This is a genomic window from Phycicoccus sp. Root101 (assembly GCF_001426245.1).
Taxonomy (GTDB): Bacteria; Actinomycetota; Actinomycetes; order Actinomycetales; family Dermatophilaceae; genus Pedococcus.
The window spans coordinates 73,033-90,581 of record NZ_LMCM01000010.1 but is presented as its reverse complement, the minus strand read 5'-3'; the positions used below and the strand labels follow the sequence as shown (position 1 = coordinate 90,581).

The window sequence follows — 17,549 nt, the reverse complement described above, 5'->3', positions numbered from 1 at the left end:
TCGACACCGTGCGGAGGTGCCCGCGATGGGCCACTACAAGAGCAACCTGCGAGACCTGGAGTTTAACCTCTTCGAGGTCTTCGGCCGCCAGGACGTCCTGGGCCACGGCCCCTACGCCGAGGTGGACGAGGACACCGCCCGCGAGATGCTCAAGGAGGTCTCGCGGCTGTCCGAGAACGAGCTCGCCGCGTCCTTCACCGACGCCGACCGCAACCCCCCGGTCTACGACCCGAAGACCTTCTCGGTGACGATGCCCGAGAGCTTCAAGAAGTCGTACGCCGCCTACACGGACTCCGGCTTCTGGGCCGTCGACGTCCCGGGCGAGCTCGACGGCACGGTCGTCCCGCCGTCGCTCAAGTGGGCCATGAACGAGATGGTGCTCGGCGCGAACCCCGCGATCGCAATGTTCGCCGCGTCCTACTCCTTCGCCAAGCTCCTGCACATCCTCGGCAACGACGAGCAGAAGAAGCTCGCCCGGTGGATCGTCGAGAAGGGGTGGCACTGCACCATGGTGCTCACCGAGCCCGATGCCGGTTCCGACGTGGGCGCCGGTCGCACCAAGGCCACCGACAACGGTGACGGCACGTGGAACGTCACCGGCGTCAAGCGGTTCATCACCTCGGCCGAGTCCGACATGGTCGAGAACGTCATCCACTTCGTGCTCGCCCGTCCCGAGGGCGCCGGACCCGGCACCAAGGGCCTGAGCCTGTTCATCGTCCCGAAGTTCCACGTGGACCTCGAGACCGGGGAGCTGGGCGAGCGCAACGGCGCCTACGTCACCAACCTCGAGCACAAGATGGGCCTCAAGGTCTCCACCACCTGCGAGGTCACCTTCGGCGAGAAGGAGCCGGCGGTCGGCACCCTCACCGGTGACATCCACGACGGCATCGCCCAGATGTTCCGTGTCATCGAGCACGCCCGCATGATGGTCGGCACCAAGGCGATCTCGACCCTGTCGACGGCCTACCTCAACGCCCTCGACTACGCGAAGCAGCGCGTCCAGGGTGCCGACCTCACGCAGCAGGCCGACAAGTCCGCGCCTCGCGTCACGATCACGCACCACCCCGACGTGCGCCGTTCCCTCATGACGCAGAAGGCGTACGCCGAGGGCCTGCGCGCGCTCGTCGTGTACACGGCGACCCAGCAGGACATCGTCGACCAGGCGTTCCTCGAGAGCGGCTCGGAGGAGATCGCCCCCGACTCGCCGGCCGACACGGCCCGCCGCGTCAACGACCTGCTGCTGCCGATCGTCAAGGGCGTCGGGTCCGAGCGCGCCTGGGTCCTCCTCGGCACCGAGTCGCTCCAGACGCTCGGCGGTTCGGGGTTCCTGCAGGACTACCCGATCGAGCAGTACATCCGCGACGCCAAGATCGACACGCTCTACGAAGGCACGACGGCGATCCAGGGCCTCGACTTCTTCTTCCGCAAGATCATCAAGGACAAGGCTCAGGCCCTGTCCTACCTCGCGATGCAGATCCAGGAGTTCGCCAAGGACCTCGGGAGCATCGGCGGCACCCTGGACCGCGAACGCGAGCTGCTCGGCAAGGGGCTCGAGGACGTCCAGGGGATCCTCGGGTTCATGGTCGGCGAGCTGATGAAGTCCGACCCGCGCCAGGACGGTGGAGACGTCACCAACCTCTACAAGGTCGGCCAGAACACCTCCCGGCTGCTGCTCGCCGCCGGCGACCTCGTCATCGGCTGGCTGCTCCTGCGCCAGGCCGAGGTCGCGCACCAGGCCCTCGAGTCCGGCACCGCGTCCGCGAAGGACCGCGACTTCTACCAGGGCAAGGTCGCCGCCGCGTCATTCTTCGCCCGCACGATCCTGCCGAAGATCGCCGCCGAGCGCGCGATCGCCGAGGCCACCGACAACGCCCTCATGGACGTGCCCGAGTCGGCCTTCTGAGCCACGCGGCCCCGCGACCGACGCTGGGGCCACCAGCGGGTGGCCACCGGGAGCGGACGGGTATGCCGTCCGCTCCCGGCGCGTGCGAAGGGCTGGCATCCCCCTGCGGATCCAGCCCTTCGACGCCCCTGCGGTCGCACCCCCTCGGCACCCCCGTGCGCGACGGAACCACGACCTCTGCATGCTCTTCGGACCCACCCCCGTGAACGGATTGGTCACCCCCGGGCCTGACACGGATCCGCACATGACTGAGGGCGGGCCGCTCACGAGCGGCCCGCCCTCAGTGGTGCATCGTCGTGCTCAGATGCCGCGGTCGCGGTCGACGTCGACCTCGTCGACGCGGGTGCCCGTGGCCGGGTCGGTGTGGCTGACCCGACGGGCCGAGTAGCCGCCTCCGGTCGTGGCCCGACGCGTCACGACGAGGGACAGCAGGATGGCGAGCACTCCGGCAGCCATGCAGATCCACCCCACCGTGGCGAGGTCGATCCCGGACACCGAAGCGTTGAGGGCGAACGTCAGGACGGCGCCGACGACGATGAGGAAGATGCCCAGTCCGATGTACATGTTCACTCCTGGAAGGTCGCGGGCGCAGGCTGCACCCAGTGGGTGCGAGCGTAGACCCGGCGCGCCTGACCTGCAGGAATGGCGCGCAGGGACAGCCGAAAGCATGACGCCCGGCGAAGGTGGGGCGCTCAGGCCCCCGGGCCCATGCCGCCGGTCGGGCCGTTGCCGGTGATGCGGTGCTCCTCGGCCGAGCGGCCCTGGTAGGGGTTGTCGCCCTTCTTCTCGAAAGTCGCACCGCGCCGGTTGAGCAGGAACGCCAGGACCGCGATGACGATGAGCAGGAGCAGGATCAGCTTGAGCATGGTTCCCCACCTCTCCGTGGCCCCGACAGGGCCGAGGACTCGAGACTAGGCCGCGGCCACGGTGAACGGTGCGAAACGTGCTGAACCAACCCCCTTGAGTTCGAACAGGTGTTCGAATACACTGGTCGCATGGCCGCGATCGCCACCGTCCGCACCGCCCCGCTGGGGACGGTCGAGACGCTGCGCCGCATCGACGGACTGCTGGACCGCCTCGACACCGGTGACGTCCGAGGTGGGGCCGCAGCCGCGCTCAGCCTCGGAGAGGTCGATCGGCTCATCGCGCGGCTGCAGTCCGTGCGCCTGTCCCTGGTCGCCGAGGCAGACCGCTCGGAGATCGCCTCGGGGTCCGGGCTGACGGGTACCTCTGCCTGGTTGGCCCTCAGCACCCGCAGGGATGGGGGACAGGCTGCGCGTGACGTGCGGTTGGCAGCTGCCCTGGACAGTGACCTGCCGGCCACCCGTGCGGCGCTGGCGGCCGGGGACGTGTCGACCGAGCACGCCCACGTCATCGCGAGGGCGACGGCACAGCTGCCCGACGGTCTGAGCCTGCACGAGCGCGCCGCCATCGAGGGCGACCTGGTGCGCCGCGCCCGTCTCGTCGACCCGGCCACCCTGCGCAAGGAGGGGCGGCGGATCCTGTCGGCGACAGAGCGTTCCCGGGCCGAGGTCGACGCGCACGAGGACCACGTGCTCCGTGCCGAGGAGGAGGCCGCCCTCGCGAAGTCGCGACTGACCTGGCACCACAACGGCGACGGGACGACGACCGGGCACTTCACCCTGCCGTCGTTGGCTGCGGCGATCCTGGCCAAGACCGTCCAGCAGATCGCCTCACCGCGCCGGTTCGCCCAGAGGGCAGCCACGGTGGCGAAGGCGGCTGGCGCCGGCACGCGAGCCGAGGTCGAGGTGGCCACGTGGGACGCCTTCCGGACGGCGGACGGCGACTGGGCCCACCGCTACGGCAAGGCCTTCGTCGAGCTGCTCGAGCACCTGCCCACCGACTCGTTGTCCGGCAAGGTGGCGGCGACCGTCGTGGTGACCATCGACCACGACCGCCTCGAGGCCGCCGTGGGAGCTGCCCACCTCGACACCGGTCAGGACCTCTCGGCCGGAGAGGTGCGACGCCTGGCATGCAACGCCGGGATCCTGCCAGCCGTCCTGGGCGGACGATCGGTGCCGCTCGACCTGGGGCGGCAGGAGCGGTTCTTCACCGAGGCGCAGCGCACGGCCCTCGCCACGAGGTACGACTCGTGTGCGGCGCACGGATGTGATCGGCCCTATGCGTGGTCCGAGCTGCACCACGAGGACCCGTGGTCACGTGGCGGCCGGACCGATCTCGCCAAGGCAGTGCCCTTGTGCGGGCACCACCACCGCCGAGCCCACGACGGCCGCTACTCGCACCACGTCGTCACCGACGTCCAGGGGAGGAAGACCGTCACCTTCGCCCTCCGGAGGTGACGGGTGCCCTCAGACGCCGTGGGAGGGCGTGAGGTGGCCGGCGCTGTCCAGGGAAGGTGGCATGCGCGTCGGCAGGTCTAGGCAGGGCGGGAGCAGACGTGTGCCGTCCGACGTGACGTGAGACGTCTCGTCAGACGCCGCGCAGGTCGAGGGTGAGCTCGGCGGGGGCGTCGGCGACGAGCACGACGGGGATGCCCCAGTCCTGCTGGTAGAGGTGGCAGGCGGCGTGCTCGGGCACCTCGCCGGTGACCGGGTCGCCGTCGCACGAGGCTGCCTGCACGGAGATGTGCAGGACGCCGTCGCCGACCGAGGGGTCGAGGTCGAGCACCCTGGTGAGGCCCTGGGCGCTCCCGCCCCCGGAGCGCAGCAGGTGCTCCGGGGTGGCCGACACGACCAGTCGCGTCGGGTCGCCCCAACGATGGTCGAGCTTCTGGCCGGTGGGCGGGGTGAAGGTGACCTCGAGGCGCACCTCGCCCGCCGCGATGCTGGTCCGGGGCCGCTGCGTCTGGCGGGCGAGGCCGTCCACGCGGGTCGCCTTGTCCGGCAACGGGATCCGCACGAGCTGGTGCGCTGCCGACTCCACCACGAGCAGGCTCGTCCCCGAGTCGCTGCTCTCGACGAGGGCGTCGGAGGGCTCGCGCAGGCCGCTGGCGAGCGTGCTCACCTCTCCCGCGACCGGGTCGAACCGTCGGATGGCCCCGTTGTACGTGTCGGAGACGGCGACCGACCCGTCCGGCAGCACGGTGACCCCCAGGGGGTGCTGGAAGAGCGCCTGGTCTGCTGCGCCGTCGCGGTGACCGAAGTCGAAGAGCCCCTTCCCGACGTGGGTCGTCACGACGAACCCCTCGTCGGTCACGTCGAGCGAACGCAGGGCCGAGGTCTCGGAGTCGGCGACCCAGAGGCGGGTGCCGTCAGCCGAGACCGCGAGGCCCGAGGGCTGGGCGAACCACGCCTCGTCCGCAGCGCCGTCACGCACCCCCTCGGCCGAGGTCCCGCCGAGGACGGCGACCGTGTTGTCGGCCGGGTCGGTGGCCAGGTGCAGGGCCCAGAGCTGGTGGACGCCGGCCATGGCGATGACGACCCGGTCGATGAACCAGGCGAGGTCCCACGGGGTCGAGAGCGGCTGCCGGAGGGCCGGGCCGCTGCCGGAACGTTCGCGCAGCTGCTCCCCCGTGCCGGCCAGCACGGTCCAGGTGCCGTCGGACAGGCGCAAGCCGAGGACCCGGTGGTTCACCGAGTCGGCGACCACGACGTCATAGCCGACTCGCTGCGCAGTGGCCGCCGGAAGGACGAGGACGCCCTGCGGCTCGGCGAGGTCGCCGACCTCCGCCCCGCGGAACCTGCCACGCTCGGTGACCAGGTCGGGCTCGAGCCAGACGATCTCGTGGTGCGTGGTGTCGGAGACGACGAAGGAGCCGTCGGGCAACCCGGCGACCTTGCCGGGGAACCGCAGCGCGGTCTCCGCGGGCTCGGGCGCGGCATACGGCGAATCGCCCTGGCGGAGCGTGCCCTTGGCGCTGTGCTCGGCGATGAGCTCCTCGACGAGGACGGCCAGGCCGTGGGCGTGGCCCTCGCCGGACATCGAGGCGACGATGTACCCCTCGGGGTCGATGACGACCAGGGTCGGCCAGGCTCGTGCGGTGTAGGCCTGCCACGTCACGAGGTCGGGGTCGTCGAGGACCGGGTGGTGCACGGCATACCGCTCCACGGCGGCGACCAGCGCGTCGGGGTCGGCCTCGTGCTCGAACTTCGGTGAGTGGACGCCGATGAGGACGAGGGAGTCGGCGTACTTCTCCTCGAGCGGGCGCAGCTCGTCCAGGACGTGCAGGCAGTTCACGCAGCAGAACGTCCAGAAGTCGAGGACGACGATCCGGCCGCGGAGCTCGGCGAGCGAGAGGTCCGCCCCGCCGGTGTTGAGCCAGCCGCGACCTGAGAGCTCGGGCGCACGGAGGCGGGTGGCCGCACGGGGCGACGCGAGCTGGGGCGTCACAGCCGCCGGTCCTGCAGCACGGGGAACTGCTCACGCCAGGTCGTCACGGCATCCATGTCGACCTCAACACTGAGCACCTCCTCGCTAGTCCCGGCCATGGCGAGCGCCTCGCCCGTGGCCGAGATGACCTGCGAGTGGCCACCCATCTCGGTGCCGGCGTGGGTGCCGGCCGTGTTGCAGGCGATGACGACGCACTGGTCCTCGATCGCTCTGGCATGCGCCAGCAGGGTCCAGTGCCGCACGCGGGCGGCCGGCCAGGCGGCAGGGACCACGAAGGCGGTCGCCCCGGCGTCGAGCTGGCGTCGGTAGAGCTCGGGGAAGCGCAGGTCGTAGCAGGTGGACAGGCCCGCTCGCCCTGCCCCGCCCGGCAGGTCGACGAGGACGACGTCCTCACCGGCGTCCATGAGCCTGGGCTCACCGGCACCGAACCCGAACCGGTGGATCTTGCGGTACGTCGCGACGAGGCTGCCGTCCGCGGCGTAGACCAAGGAGGTGTTCCAGAGCCCACGTCCCTCCGGACCGGTCTCGCCGTCGCCGGGCCGTTCGACGATGGACCCGGCGTGCAGCATGACCCCGGCGTCGCGGGCCGCCGCGGCCATCGCGGTGCCGATCGGGCCGTCGACGGGCTGGGCCCGTCCGGCCCACTCGCGGTAGGAGAAGCCACCGGGGGCCCAGAGCTCGGGCAGGACCACGAGGTCGTGGCCCTGCTGCTCGCGGACCAGGGCCGCGACCCGCTCGACGCGGTCGTCCATGGGTTCGTCGTCGCCGTAGGCGACCTGCAGCACCGCGACTCTCATCGGCCCATCATCTCCCGTCGCCCTGGTCGCCCTGCTCCCGGCGACGTTGCCGCTCCTCGCGGCGTCGCAGCTCCGCCAGGTGGGCGTTGTATGCCGCGAGCTCGGCATCCCCGTCACGGTCCGCCTGGCGGTCCTTCCGACGGGTCTCGTCGCGGTCGGAACGGACCCAGGCGACGGCGACCATGAGGGTCAGGGCGAGGGTCGGCGCCTCGCCGATCCCCCACGCCACGGCCCCGGCCTCCTTCTGGTCCTGCAGGGGGTCGGTCATCCACGGCAGCTTGACGACCTCGAAGAAGTCGGGCGCGAGGATGGTCGTGCTCCCCGTCATGACGACCCCGAAGAACGCGTGGAAGCTCATCGTGGCGAAGAGGATGACGAGCAGCATGAGGGGCGACCACTTCTTCGGGCCCGGGTCGATGCCGACCAGCACCCAGACGAACAGGTACCCGCTGAGCAGGAAGTGGAACATCATCAGCATGTGCCCGGTGTGGGTGCGCAGCGCCAGCTCGAACAACGGCGAGTAGTAGAAGATCGCCAGGCTGAAGAAGAACAGCGCCGCGGCCACGACGGGGTTGGCGATCGCCCGGAAGACGCGGGAGTGCACGACCTGGAGCACCACCTCCCGCGGGCCCCACGTCTTGTCGGGGCGCGACGGCAGGGTGCGCAGCGCCAGCAGGATCGGCGCGGCCGGGACGAGGAACAGCGGCACGAGCATCGCGACGACCATGTGCATGACCATGTGCATCGAGAAGAGCACCCGGCCGTACACGCCGGGGGCGCCGCACACGGCATACAGCAGGACCGCCCAGCCGAGCACCCACACGATGGTGCGGTGGACCGGCCAGGCGTCGCCGCGGCGGCGCAGGCGGACGACCCCGGCGACGTAGAGGCCGACGGCGACCAGGGCCACGGCGAGCCAGAACCAGTCGGTGGTCCACGTCGTGAACCAGCTCGAACCGGTGAGCGGAACCGGCTCGGGGTACCCGGTGAGGTTGTAGGCAGGGGTCGCGTCGGCGACCGGCGCCTCGGAGACGGGCGGTGCGCTGCGGGCCATGGCGACCGCGGTGCCCATGGCGATCCCCATGACCACGAGCTCGGCGACGACGAGGCGGGCGAACGCCGTGCCGGGCGAGGCACCCCGCAGGCGGGACAGGAGGCTGCGGCGGTGCAGGTACCCGGCGACGCCGAGCAGGACCAGGGCCAGGGTCTTGACGATGACGAGCGCGCCGTAGCGGGTGCCGAGGTCGGACCACGTGCCGACCCGCAGGAACGCGCTCTGCACGCCCGAGGCGGCCACCGCCGCGAAGCACCAGCCGGCGAGGACGGAGAAGCGCTGCGCGGTGGCGGCGAGGTCGGAGCCGGCCAGCAGCGGCCGCAGCACGGCGAGCGCGAGCAGGCCGCCGACCCAGACGGTGACGGCGACGAGGTGGACGGCGAGGGCGTTGACGGCCGTGCCGTGGTCGGTGGCGCCGGCCGCGTGCCCGGCGAGAGCCAGGGGCAGCAGGGCGACCACGGCGATCGTCGCCAGCCACGCCATGCCCGCCCTGGTGGTGGCCACGAGGGCGCCGATGCACACCAGGGCCGCGAGGCCGCTCGTGAGGAGCACCTCCCGGATCGGCAGGAGCTGCCACGCGAACGTCGTGAACTGCTGGGCGAAGCCCGGGTCGCGCACCGGGATCCCGATGAGGGTGGCCATGCCGAACACGGCGCCGACCGCCCCGGCCACGGCCCAGACGCCGGCGGCGACGCCGGCCAGGCGGGTCGCGGTGATCCGGCGTCGCGTCCGGGTGGTCTCCGGGACCAGGAAGGCGGCGAGCACGAGCAGGCCGACGGTGACCGCGGCGGCGACGTCGTGCAGCACGCGGGCGTAGAGGACGCCCCAGCGGACGACCCCGCCCGGGTCGCCCACGACGGGGGCGACGGCGGCCTGGCCGACTGCCGCGGCGAGGGGCAGCGCGAGCAGCACGGCGACGACCAGGGCGACGCCCGGCAGCCGCGCGGGGGTGGCCGCCTGCGGTCTCACGGACACCGCGGCAGGTGAGGTCATGCCCCCAGCCTAAGTAGGGTGGGGGCATGCCCCTGCATCCGGCAGCACCCGAAGACCTGGCCGGACTCGTCTCGGCCTACCAGGCGACCACCCAGGCCATCGTCGACCTGGGTCGGTCCTGCACCGAGGCCGACTTCGCCAAGGAGACCGCCTGCCCGGGCTGGACCGTCAAGGACCAGATCTCGCACGTCGTGGGCCTGGAGTCCTGGCTGCACACCGGTGAGGTGCCCCGGGTGGACGTGCCCGCCTACGGCCACATCAGGAACGACGCAGGGCAGTTCATCGAGAAGTCGGTCGAGCTGCGCCGCCCGATGGTCGGCCAGAAGATCGTCGACGAGCTCGAGACCGTCGCGGCCCGACGGGTGGCAGAGTTCTCCGCACCCGAGGTCACCCTCGAGACCGTCGTCCGCGGTCCATGGGGCCCCGCGCCCGTCGGCGAGACGCTCCGGCGCCGGATCCTCGACATCTGGACCCACGAGCAGGACCTGCGCCATGCCCTCGGCCGCCCCGGCAACCTCGACTCCGGCGGGGCCGCGGTGTTCATGGACCTGCTGTTCGCCGCCCTGCCGCGGCTGGTCGCCAAGGAGGCCGGGATCGAACCCGGCAACGTCGTCATCATCGACTCCACCGGGCCCGTGATGGGGCGCGCCGGCGTCTGGGTGGAGCCCGGCGACGAGGGCAAGGCGCGCGGCATACCGCTCTTCTCGGGGATCGCCCACGACGGCGACCCGGAGGACGTGTTCACGACCATCACGCTCTCGACCGACTGCCTGACCCGCCGGGCCGCAGGCCGGGGCGGGCTCGACGACATCCACTTCAGCGTGGTCGGGGACGAAGCCGTCGCCCACCGCGTCCTGGAGCACCTCGTCCTGGTCCCCTGAGGCGCGCGCGACCCCTCCTGCTCGTCCGAACGGCTGGTTCCCGTAGCACCGTCGTGCTCAGAAGCGGACAACTGATTGTGCCGCACAACTATCTCGTGATACTTGTATGCCGCAAGCAACCTTCCGTCCCCTAGGTCACCCCATGCCTGAGCACGACCCCTCGCACCACCTCGACCGGGAGACCGCGGACCGGGTGAGCCTGGGCCTCGTCCGCCTCATGAAGCTCCTCCAGTCCATGAAGCTGCACGCCCCACGGCTCCACCCGGCAGTCGACGCCACGGCGTACCCGCTCCTGTTCAACCTCCTCGCCGAACCCCGCCGGGTGTCGGCCCTCGCCGAGGCCATCCACTCGGACGTCTCCACCGTGAGCCGCCAGGTGAGCACCCTCGTCGGCCACGGTCTGCTCGACAAGGTCAGCGACCCGGAGGACGGCCGGGTGCAGGTGGTCCGCCTCAGCGACGAGGGGGTCGCCCTGCTCAAGGACATCCAGCGGCAGCGCAACGAGTGGTTCCGCGAGCTGATGGACGACTGGACCCCCGACCAGGCGAGTGACTTCGCCGCCCACCTCGAACGTTTCGGCTCCGCCCTGGAGACCAACCGGGAGAGCCTCCTGCGCCGCCGCGCACCCCATCCCACACCTGTCGCCGACACCGGCGACACCAGCACCACGGAGAACTGACATGGCAGCCACCGCCCCCGCGCGGCCCGATGGCCCCCTGACCCACCGACAGATCGTCACGATCCTGATCGGCCTGATGATGGGGATGTTCCTCGCCGCCCTCGACCAGACGATCGTCGCCACCGCGATCCGGACGATCGCCGACGACCTCAAGGGTCTGGACCAGCAGGCCTGGGCGACCACCGCCTACCTCATCACCTCGACGATCGTCACCCCGCTCTACGGCAAGCTCTCGGACATCTACGGTCGCAAGAAGTTCTTCTCGACCGCGATCACGATCTTCATCGTCGGCTCGGTGCTGTGCACCCTGTCGCAGTCGATGCTCCAGCTCGCGTTCTACCGCGCGGTCCAGGGCCTCGGCGCCGGTGGTCTCTTCTCGCTCGCCCTCGCGATCATCGGCGACATCGTCCCGCCGCGGGAGCGCGCCAAGTACCAGGGCTACTTCCTTGCGGTGTTCGGCACCTCTAGCGTCCTCGGCCCGGTCATCGGCGGCTTCTTCGCCGGCCAGAGCTCGCTGCTCGGCATCGACGGCTGGCGCTGGGTCTTCCTCGTGAACGTCCCGATCGGCATCGCCGCCCTCCTCGTCGTCTCACGCACCCTGCACCTGCACCACACGCGCCTGGACCACCGGATCGACTGGTGGGGCGCCGCCACCCTGACCCTGGGCCTGGTGCCGCTGCTGCTCGTCGCCGAGCAGGGCCGCGACTGGGGCTGGGGCTCGGGTCGCTCGATCGCCTGCTACGTCATCGGCGGGGTGGGCGTGATCGCCTTCCTGCTCGTCGAGCGCGCCATGAAGGACGAGGCGCTGCTGCCGCTCACGTTGTTCCAGAACCGCACCGTCGGCGTGGCCTCCGCGGCTTCCGTCCTCATCGGCATGGCGATGTTCGGTGGCCTCGCGTCGCTCCCGCTCTACCTGCAGATCGTCAAGGGCGCGTCGCCGACCAAGGCCGGGCTGCTGCTCCTGCCACTCACCCTGGGCATCATGTTCGGCTCGATCCTCTCGGGCCAGATCATCAGCCGCACGGGCAAGTACCGCCTGTTCCCGATCGTCGGCTCCGCCCTGCTCGCCGTGGCCCTGTTCGTCTTCCACTTCGTCAAGGCGGACACCCCGCTGTGGCAGACGATGATCGTCATGGTCTTCTTCGGGCTCGGGCTCGGGTTCAACTTCCAGCCGCTGACCCTCGCCGTGCAGAACGCCGTGTCGCCACGCCTCATCGGTGTCGCGACGTCCTCGGCCACCTTCACCCGCCAGATCGGTGGAACGCTCGGCACCGCGGTGTTCCTGTCCATCCTGTTCTCGACGGTCCCCGACAAGATCGCCACGGCACTGCAGAAGGCGCAGGGCACGTCGGAGTTCAAGGCCGCGCTCGCCGACCCGGCGAACGCCGAGTTCGCCAAGTCGATGGCCGCCTCTCAGCAGGCCGGTGGCGGCGGGGCCGCCGGTGGCGTGCTGAAGGACTCGTCGTTCCTCAACCAGCTCGACCCACGACTGGCCAAGCCGTTCCTCGAGGGCTTCTCCCAGGCGATGGACACCGTGTTCCTCGTCGGTGGCTCGGTCATGGTCATCGGGTTCCTCGTGATGCTGTTCCTGCCGCACGTCGAGCTGCGGGGCGGTTCGGCGTACTCCGAGCGCGGCGCGGAGGACAGGGCCGACGAAGCGGCTGCTGCAGCTGCTCCGCCTGCCGTCGGTCACTGACCGGGTGGGGTGTGGCGCGGGGCGAGGCCGCGCCACACCCCGCGCCATACCCCGACCGTGGGGGTCCACCCTGACCTGACCCCGAAACGTCCCCTGAACCCCGGGTGAGCCCATCGGCCCCCCCGGGGTTCGTGGTTACTGTGACCCGTGTGGACACCGTCGTGCAGACCCGGGGACTGACCAAGGACTACGGTCCGGTCCTCGCGCTGGACTCGCTCGACCTCGAGATCGGCGCCGGCACCACGGGCCTGGTCGGGGCCAACGGGGCCGGCAAGTCCACGCTGCTCAAGATCCTGCTCGGCCTCGTCCCCCCGACCGGGGGCGGCGCCCGGGTCCTGGGGCACGACATCGCCACCGAGGGGCCGGCGATCCGCGGACTGGTCGGGTACCTGCCGGAGCACGACTGCCTGCCACCCGACGTGAGCGCGAGCGACTTCGTGGTCCACCTGGCGATGATGTCGGGCCTGCCCCGGGTGGCCGCCCGCGAGCGGGCCGCCGAGGTGCTGCGCCACGTGGGGCTCGCCGAGGAGCGGTACCGGCCGATGGGTGGCTACTCGACCGGCATGAAGCAGAAGGCCAAGCTCGCCCAGGCCCTGGCCCACGACCCGCGGCTGGTGCTGCTGGACGAGCCGACCAACGGGCTCGACCCGGCCGCACGCGAGGAGATGCTGGGGCTGGTCCAGCGGATCGGGCGCGACTTCGGGATCGCGGTGATCGTGACCTCGCACCTGCTCGGCGAGCTCGAGCGCGTGAGCGACCACGTCGTCGTGCTCGACGGTGGCCGGCTCCTGCGCGCCTCCCGGACCGACGAGTTCCTCGACGCCACCGGAGTCCTGCTCGTCGAGGTCCTCGGCGAGGACGCACAGGCCCGGATGGCCGACGCCCTGAACCGTGCGGGCGTGGCCACCGTCCCGCGGGGCCGGATGCTCACGGTCGACGCGGCCGCGCGGACGTCCGGGGAGACCGACGTGCACGACCTCATCCGCGACACGGCCGGCGACCTCGGCCTGGGACTGGTCCGGCTGCAGGTCGACCACCGCCGGATCGAGGACGTCTTCGCCGACGGCGAGGTGCTCCGTGGCTGAGCAGCCCTCGACCGACCCGACGGCCGCGACCCCGGCGGGCGCCAGCGTCATCCACGACCTCGGGTACCGGCCCTACACCGGGCCCCGCCTCGGGCCCGCCGCCATCGCCCGGGCCCTGGTCGTCACCGGCTTCCGCAACGCCTTCGGCCTGGGCCGCTCCGGCAAGTCGAAGGTGCTGCCCTTCATCCTGCTGGGCATCAACCTCATGCCCGCCCTCGTGATCGGCGGGGTGATGGTGTTCGTCGGGCTCAAGGAGCTGCCGATCGGCTACGCGCAGTACGCCTCCACGACCCAGGTCCTGCTCGGGATCTTCGTCGCGTCGCAGGCCCCCGTGCTCTTCTCCCGCGACCTGCGCCACGGCACCATCTCGTTGTACCTCGCCCGTCCGCTCCCCTCCCGGACCTACGCCCTGGCCCGCTGGGCCTCGCTGCTCGGGGCAACCCTGGTGTTCCTGCTGCTCCCGATCCTGCTCCTGTATGCCGTGGCGCTGCTCGGTGAGCTCGACTTCGGCACGCAGACCGGTGACGCCGCGGTCGCGGTGGCCCTCGCCGTCCTGCTCGCCCTGTCGCTCACCGGGGTCGCCGGCCTGGTCGCCTCCTGGTCGACCCGGCGCGGGTTCGCCGTCGTCGCCACCATCGCCCTGCTGCTCATCGGCAACGGCATCGTGACCGCGATCCAGGGGATCTCCGGTGAGGAAGGCCATCCACGCGTGGGCGAGGTCGCCGGACTCTTCTCGCCGTACTCGCTGTACCGCGGGCTGATGTCGACCTGGACCGACACCGACGGGCCCACACCCCCTACCGGGACCGCGATGCAGGCCGCCTACCTGGTGGTCCTGGTCGCCCTGTCGGCGGCGTGCGTCGGCGGCCTGGTCTGGCGCTACCGGAAGGTTGCGACGGCATGAGCGGGGGCGTCCGATGAGCATCGTCACCATCGACAAGGCCTCGCGCTGGTACGGCAACGTCGTCGCCGTCAACGGCATCTCGATGACGGTGCGGCCCGGGGTCACCGGTCTGCTCGGGCCCAACGGAGCCGGCAAGACCACCCTCATCGCCCTCATGTCGGGCTTCCTCGCACCGTCGGCAGGCAGCGTCACCCTCGACGGCGAGCAGATCTGGCGGCACACGGACGCCTACCGCACCATCGGGCTCGTCCCCGAGCGGGAGCTCAGCTTCGGCTACCTCACCGGCCGACAGTTCGTCGTCGCGAACGCGGAGCTACACGGGCTGGCCGACCCCGGTGCGGCCGCCGAGCGGGCCCTGGCCGTGGTCGAGATGACCGAGCCCGCCACCCGTCGGATCGGTACCTACTCCAAGGGGATGCGCCAGCGCGTGAAGCTCGCCTCCGCGCTCGTCCACGACCCGTCGGTGGTCCTGCTCGACGAACCCTTCAACGGCGTCGACCCCCGCCAGCGCCTGCACCTGATGACGCTGCTGCGCCAGATGGGTTCGGAGGGCCGCACCGTCCTGTTCAGCTCCCACATCCTCGAGGAGGTCGAGCAGGTCGCCCGCCAGATCGAGGTGGTCGTCTCCGGTCGGCACGCGGCCTCGGGCGACTTCGGCCAGATCAGGCGGCTGATGACCGACCGGCCCGTGCAGTACGTCGTCGTGGGCGACGACGACCGCGGCCTCGCCAGCGCCCTGATCGCGGAACCCTCGGTGGTCTCGGTCGCACTGCGTCCGTCCGGTGGGGTGGACGTCGCGGTCAGCGACTTCGGCGCCTTCACGGTCCGCCTGCCCCGGGTGGCGCGGCAGCACGGCATACGGGTCCTCGAGCTCACCCCCACGGACGAGTCGCTCGAGAGTGTCTTCTCCTACCTGGTCGGGGGCGACCGGTGAACCCCACGATCCTGCGCCTGTCGGCCCAGGCGCTGCTGGGTCGCCGCCGCGGACTGGTGCTCGGCCTGATCCCCCTCGTGCTGCTGGTGCTGGCCGTGGTGGTCCGGGCCCTGACGAGCGACGCCTCGGTCGGCTACCAGGCGGTGACCGACCTCGGGTTCAGCCTCGCCCTGCCCCTGGTCGCCCTGCTCGCGGCCACGGCCGTCCTTGGCCCCGAGGTCGACGACGGGTCGATCGTGTACCTCCTGTCCAAGCCGGTCAGCCGCCACGTCATCGCCACCAGCAAGTACGTCGTCGCCTGGGCGGCCACCATGGCCCTCGGCGCCCTGCCGGTGCTCGTGACCGGTCTCGTCCTCGACGTGTCCGACCCGAGGCGCGCCGTCGCCTGGGGCGCCGGCGCGGCGGTGGCCGGGACGGCCTACACCGCACTGTTCCTCGCGATGGCTGCCCTGACCCGGCACGCGGTGGTCATCGGGCTGCTGTTCTCGCTGCTGTGGGAGGGCGTGCTCGGCAACGTCCTCGACGGCATCCGCTGGGTGGCCGTCGGCGCCTGGGGGCGCGAGGTCGCCTCGTCGATCAGCTCGTTGGTCCCCGCACCGGGGCTGGGCCTCGGGTACGCCGTGGTCGCGTCCGTCGTCCTGAGCGCCTTCGGGCTGTGGTTCACCGGCGACCGGCTGCGCTCGTTCACCCTGCGCGGCGACGAGTAGGCGACTGCCGGCTCCTGCCGCATGACGAGGGCCCGCACCGGTGACGGTGCGGGCCCTCGTCATGTCCGGGCGGTGGCTCAGCCCCAGACGAGGCCGCGCGCGGGATCGGCGAGGATCGCGCCCACGTCGGCGATGAACTTGCTGCCGAGCTCGCCGTCGACCAGGCGGTGGTCGAACGACAGGGCCAGCTGGGTGACCCAGCGCGGCTCGATCGTCTCCGTGCCGTCGGCCGCGGTGACCACCCACGGCTGGCGACGGATGGCACCGAACGCCATGATCGCCGACTCACCGGGGTTGATGATCGGGGTGCCCGTGTCGACGCCGAAGACGCCGACGTTGGTGATGGTGATCGTCCCACCGGACATGTCGGCCGGCTGGGTGCGTCCCTCGCGTGCCGTGGCGGTCAGCGCGCCGATGGCCTCGGCGAGCTGGAGCATCGACATCTGGTCGGCGTCCTTGATGTTCGGGACGATCAGGCCGCGCGGGGTGGCGGCGGCGATGCCGAGGTTCACGTAGTGCTTGACCACGATCTCCTGGGCGGCCTCGTCCCACGTCGCGTTGATCTCGGGGTGGCGGCGGATGGCCACGGCCATCGCCTTGGCCAGCACGAGCAGCGGTGTGACCTTGACGTCCTTGAACTCGCGATCCTTCTTGAGCCGCTCGACGAGCTCCATGGTGGCGGTCGCGTCGATGGTGACCCACTCGGTGACGTGCGGCGCCGTGAACGCGCTGCCGACCATCGCCTGGGCGGTCATCTTGCGGACCCCCTTGATGGGGACGCGGGTCTCGCGCTCCCCGCCACGGGTGAACACCGGAGCCTGGTATGCCGCCGGTGCGGCCCGGGTGCCGGACGTCGCCGAGGAGGGCGCCTCGGTGGCTGCGGCCGCCCCGTTGGCGTGGGCGTCGACGTCGGCCCGGCTGATGATGCCGCCCTCACCGGACCCGGCGACCGCGGCGAGGTCGACGCCGAGGTCCTTCGCGTACTTGCGCACCGGCGGCTTGGCCAGCGCACGGGCGCCCCCCTCGCGGACGACCGGAGCCACCCGCTCCTGGGCGGGCGGGGTGAACTTCGGCTGGGCGGCCGGAGCCACCGCTGCCGGGGCCGCCGCAGGAGCCGTCGCTGCGGGGGCCGCCGCTGCCGGCGCTCCCTTGCGGGGACGACGGACGGCCTCGGTCTGCTTCACGCCGTACCCGACGAGGACGGCGGTGCGACCGGTCGACGTGGTGCCACCGATCTTGCCCTCCTCGATCTCCTCCTCCTCGGCGGCCGCAGCGGCGGCAGCCATCTTCGGAGCCGGGGAACCCTCGATGCCGGGCTCGACCGCACCAGCGGCCGGGGCGTCCTGCACCGGGGCGGCGCCGCCCGCGGTCTCGACGGAGATGATCGGCGTGCCGACCTCGACCGTGTCGCCCTCGGAGACGTGCAGCGCGGTGACCGTGCCGGCGAACGGCACGGGCAGCTCGACGAGCGACTTCGCCGTCTCGATCTCGACGACGATGTCGTTGACCTTGACCGTGTCGCCGACCTTGACGTTCCAGGTGACGATCTCGGCCTCGGTCAGACCCTCACCGGGGTCGGGAAGCTTGAACTCTTTAACGGACACA

15 protein-coding genes are annotated in these 17,549 nt (G+C 71.4%); 9 read left to right on the top strand and 6 right to left on the bottom strand.

Annotation, left to right across the window (positions count from 1 at the left end; genetic code table 11):
- Positions 1-25: 25 nt before the first annotated feature.
- Positions 26-1,903, top strand: a complete 1,878-nt coding sequence (locus tag ASC58_RS17295) for an acyl-CoA dehydrogenase (RefSeq protein ID WP_056920185.1) — start codon at positions 26-28, stop codon at positions 1,901-1,903.
- A gap of 300 nt (positions 1,904-2,203) precedes the next feature.
- Here ASC58_RS17295 and ASC58_RS17290 read toward each other — a convergent pair whose 3' ends face one another.
- Positions 2,204-2,467 carry a DUF6458 family protein gene (locus ASC58_RS17290; RefSeq protein ID WP_056915946.1) on the bottom strand — a complete coding sequence of 88 codons (264 nt, stop codon included), beginning with the start codon at positions 2,465-2,467 and terminating at the stop codon, positions 2,204-2,206.
- A gap of 128 nt (positions 2,468-2,595) precedes the next feature.
- Complete coding sequence (locus tag ASC58_RS21165; protein WP_157581435.1) at positions 2,596-2,769, bottom strand: hypothetical protein; 174 nt, start codon at positions 2,767-2,769, stop codon at positions 2,596-2,598.
- 129 nt (positions 2,770-2,898) lie between these two features.
- Between ASC58_RS21165 and ASC58_RS17285 the strand changes: the two genes are divergently transcribed.
- On the top strand, positions 2,899-4,224 hold the full coding sequence (locus ASC58_RS17285) for an HNH endonuclease signature motif containing protein (protein ID WP_056920184.1): 1,326 nt from the start codon (positions 2,899-2,901) through the stop codon (positions 4,222-4,224).
- A gap of 130 nt (positions 4,225-4,354) precedes the next feature.
- Here the strand turns inward: ASC58_RS17285 and ASC58_RS17280 are convergent, their stop codons facing one another.
- The 3 genes from ASC58_RS17280 to ASC58_RS17270 are packed head-to-tail and all read right to left on the bottom strand — an operon-like array spanning position 4,355 to position 9,058.
- Positions 4,355-6,214, bottom strand: coding sequence for an NHL domain-containing thioredoxin family protein (locus tag ASC58_RS17280; RefSeq protein ID WP_056920183.1), 1,860 nt, complete (start codon positions 6,212-6,214; stop codon positions 4,355-4,357).
- Positions 6,211-7,011, bottom strand: coding sequence for a carbon-nitrogen family hydrolase (locus tag ASC58_RS17275; RefSeq protein WP_056915949.1), 801 nt, complete (start codon positions 7,009-7,011; stop codon positions 6,211-6,213). Before ASC58_RS17275 ends, ASC58_RS17280 begins: the two co-directional genes overlap by 4 nt.
- A 7-nt stretch (positions 7,012-7,018) precedes the next feature.
- Positions 7,019-9,058 carry a cytochrome c oxidase assembly protein gene (locus ASC58_RS17270; RefSeq protein WP_056920182.1) on the bottom strand — a complete coding sequence of 680 codons (2,040 nt, stop codon included), beginning with the start codon at positions 9,056-9,058 and terminating at the stop codon, positions 7,019-7,021.
- A 26-nt stretch (positions 9,059-9,084) separates the two neighbouring features.
- Between ASC58_RS17270 and ASC58_RS17265 the strand changes: the two genes are divergently transcribed.
- From ASC58_RS17265 to ASC58_RS17235, 7 genes are all read left to right on the top strand, one after another.
- Positions 9,085-9,939, top strand: a complete 855-nt coding sequence (locus ASC58_RS17265; RefSeq protein ID WP_056915951.1) for a maleylpyruvate isomerase family mycothiol-dependent enzyme — start codon at positions 9,085-9,087, stop codon at positions 9,937-9,939.
- Positions 9,940-10,081: 142 nt separating this feature from the next.
- Positions 10,082-10,618 carry a MarR family winged helix-turn-helix transcriptional regulator gene (locus ASC58_RS17260; RefSeq protein ID WP_056915952.1) on the top strand — a complete coding sequence of 179 codons (537 nt, stop codon included), beginning with the start codon at positions 10,082-10,084 and terminating at the stop codon, positions 10,616-10,618.
- Position 10,619: 1 nt separating this feature from the next.
- Complete coding sequence (locus tag ASC58_RS17255) at positions 10,620-12,314, top strand: MDR family MFS transporter (protein ID WP_056915953.1); 1,695 nt, start codon at positions 10,620-10,622, stop codon at positions 12,312-12,314.
- A gap of 149 nt (positions 12,315-12,463) precedes the next feature.
- On the top strand, positions 12,464-13,399 hold the full coding sequence (locus ASC58_RS17250; RefSeq protein WP_056920181.1) for an ABC transporter ATP-binding protein: 936 nt from the start codon (positions 12,464-12,466) through the stop codon (positions 13,397-13,399).
- Entirely contained in the window at positions 13,392-14,303 is a 912-nt protein-coding gene (locus ASC58_RS17245; RefSeq protein WP_056915955.1) for an ABC transporter permease subunit, read from the top strand. Before ASC58_RS17250 ends, ASC58_RS17245 begins: the two co-directional genes overlap by 8 nt.
- A gap of 13 nt (positions 14,304-14,316) precedes the next feature.
- Positions 14,317-15,237 (top strand): ABC transporter ATP-binding protein, encoded by a 921-nt coding sequence (locus ASC58_RS17240; protein WP_056920180.1) that lies wholly within the window; start codon positions 14,317-14,319, stop codon positions 15,235-15,237.
- Positions 15,234-15,944 carry an ABC transporter permease subunit gene (locus ASC58_RS17235; protein ID WP_056915956.1) on the top strand — a complete coding sequence of 237 codons (711 nt, stop codon included), beginning with the start codon at positions 15,234-15,236 and terminating at the stop codon, positions 15,942-15,944. The genes ASC58_RS17240 and ASC58_RS17235 overlap by 4 nt, the downstream gene beginning before the upstream one ends.
- Positions 15,945-16,021: 77 nt before the next feature.
- Here the strand turns inward: ASC58_RS17235 and ASC58_RS17230 are convergent, their stop codons facing one another.
- Positions 16,022-17,548 (bottom strand): dihydrolipoamide acetyltransferase family protein, encoded by a 1,527-nt coding sequence (locus ASC58_RS17230; RefSeq protein WP_056915957.1) that lies wholly within the window; start codon positions 17,546-17,548, stop codon positions 16,022-16,024.
- Position 17,549: the final 1 nt, after the last annotated feature.

Excerpts from the sequence above, each read along its gene's own strand:
- ASC58_RS17295 (WP_056920185.1), top strand. The coding sequence starts at position 26 with ATGGGCCACTACAAGAGCAACCTGCGAGACCTGGAGTTTAACCTCTTC.
- ASC58_RS21165 (WP_157581435.1), bottom strand. The coding sequence starts at position 2,769 with ATGCTCAAGCTGATCCTGCTCCTGCTCATCGTCATCGCGGTCCTGGCG.
- ASC58_RS17275 (WP_056915949.1), bottom strand. The coding sequence starts at position 7,011 with ATGAGAGTCGCGGTGCTGCAGGTCGCCTACGGCGACGACGAACCCATG.
- ASC58_RS17285 (WP_056920184.1), top strand. The coding sequence starts at position 2,899 with ATGGCCGCGATCGCCACCGTCCGCACCGCCCCGCTGGGGACGGTCGAG.
- ASC58_RS17255 (WP_056915953.1), top strand. The coding sequence starts at position 10,620 with ATGGCAGCCACCGCCCCCGCGCGGCCCGATGGCCCCCTGACCCACCGA.
- ASC58_RS17265 (WP_056915951.1), top strand. The coding sequence starts at position 9,085 with ATGCCCCTGCATCCGGCAGCACCCGAAGACCTGGCCGGACTCGTCTCG.
- ASC58_RS17260 (WP_056915952.1), top strand. The coding sequence starts at position 10,082 with ATGCCTGAGCACGACCCCTCGCACCACCTCGACCGGGAGACCGCGGAC.
- ASC58_RS17270 (WP_056920182.1), bottom strand. The coding sequence starts at position 9,058 with ATGACCTCACCTGCCGCGGTGTCCGTGAGACCGCAGGCGGCCACCCCC.
- ASC58_RS17240 (WP_056920180.1), top strand. The coding sequence starts at position 14,317 with ATGAGCATCGTCACCATCGACAAGGCCTCGCGCTGGTACGGCAACGTC.
- ASC58_RS17290 (WP_056915946.1), bottom strand. The coding sequence starts at position 2,467 with ATGTACATCGGACTGGGCATCTTCCTCATCGTCGTCGGCGCCGTCCTG.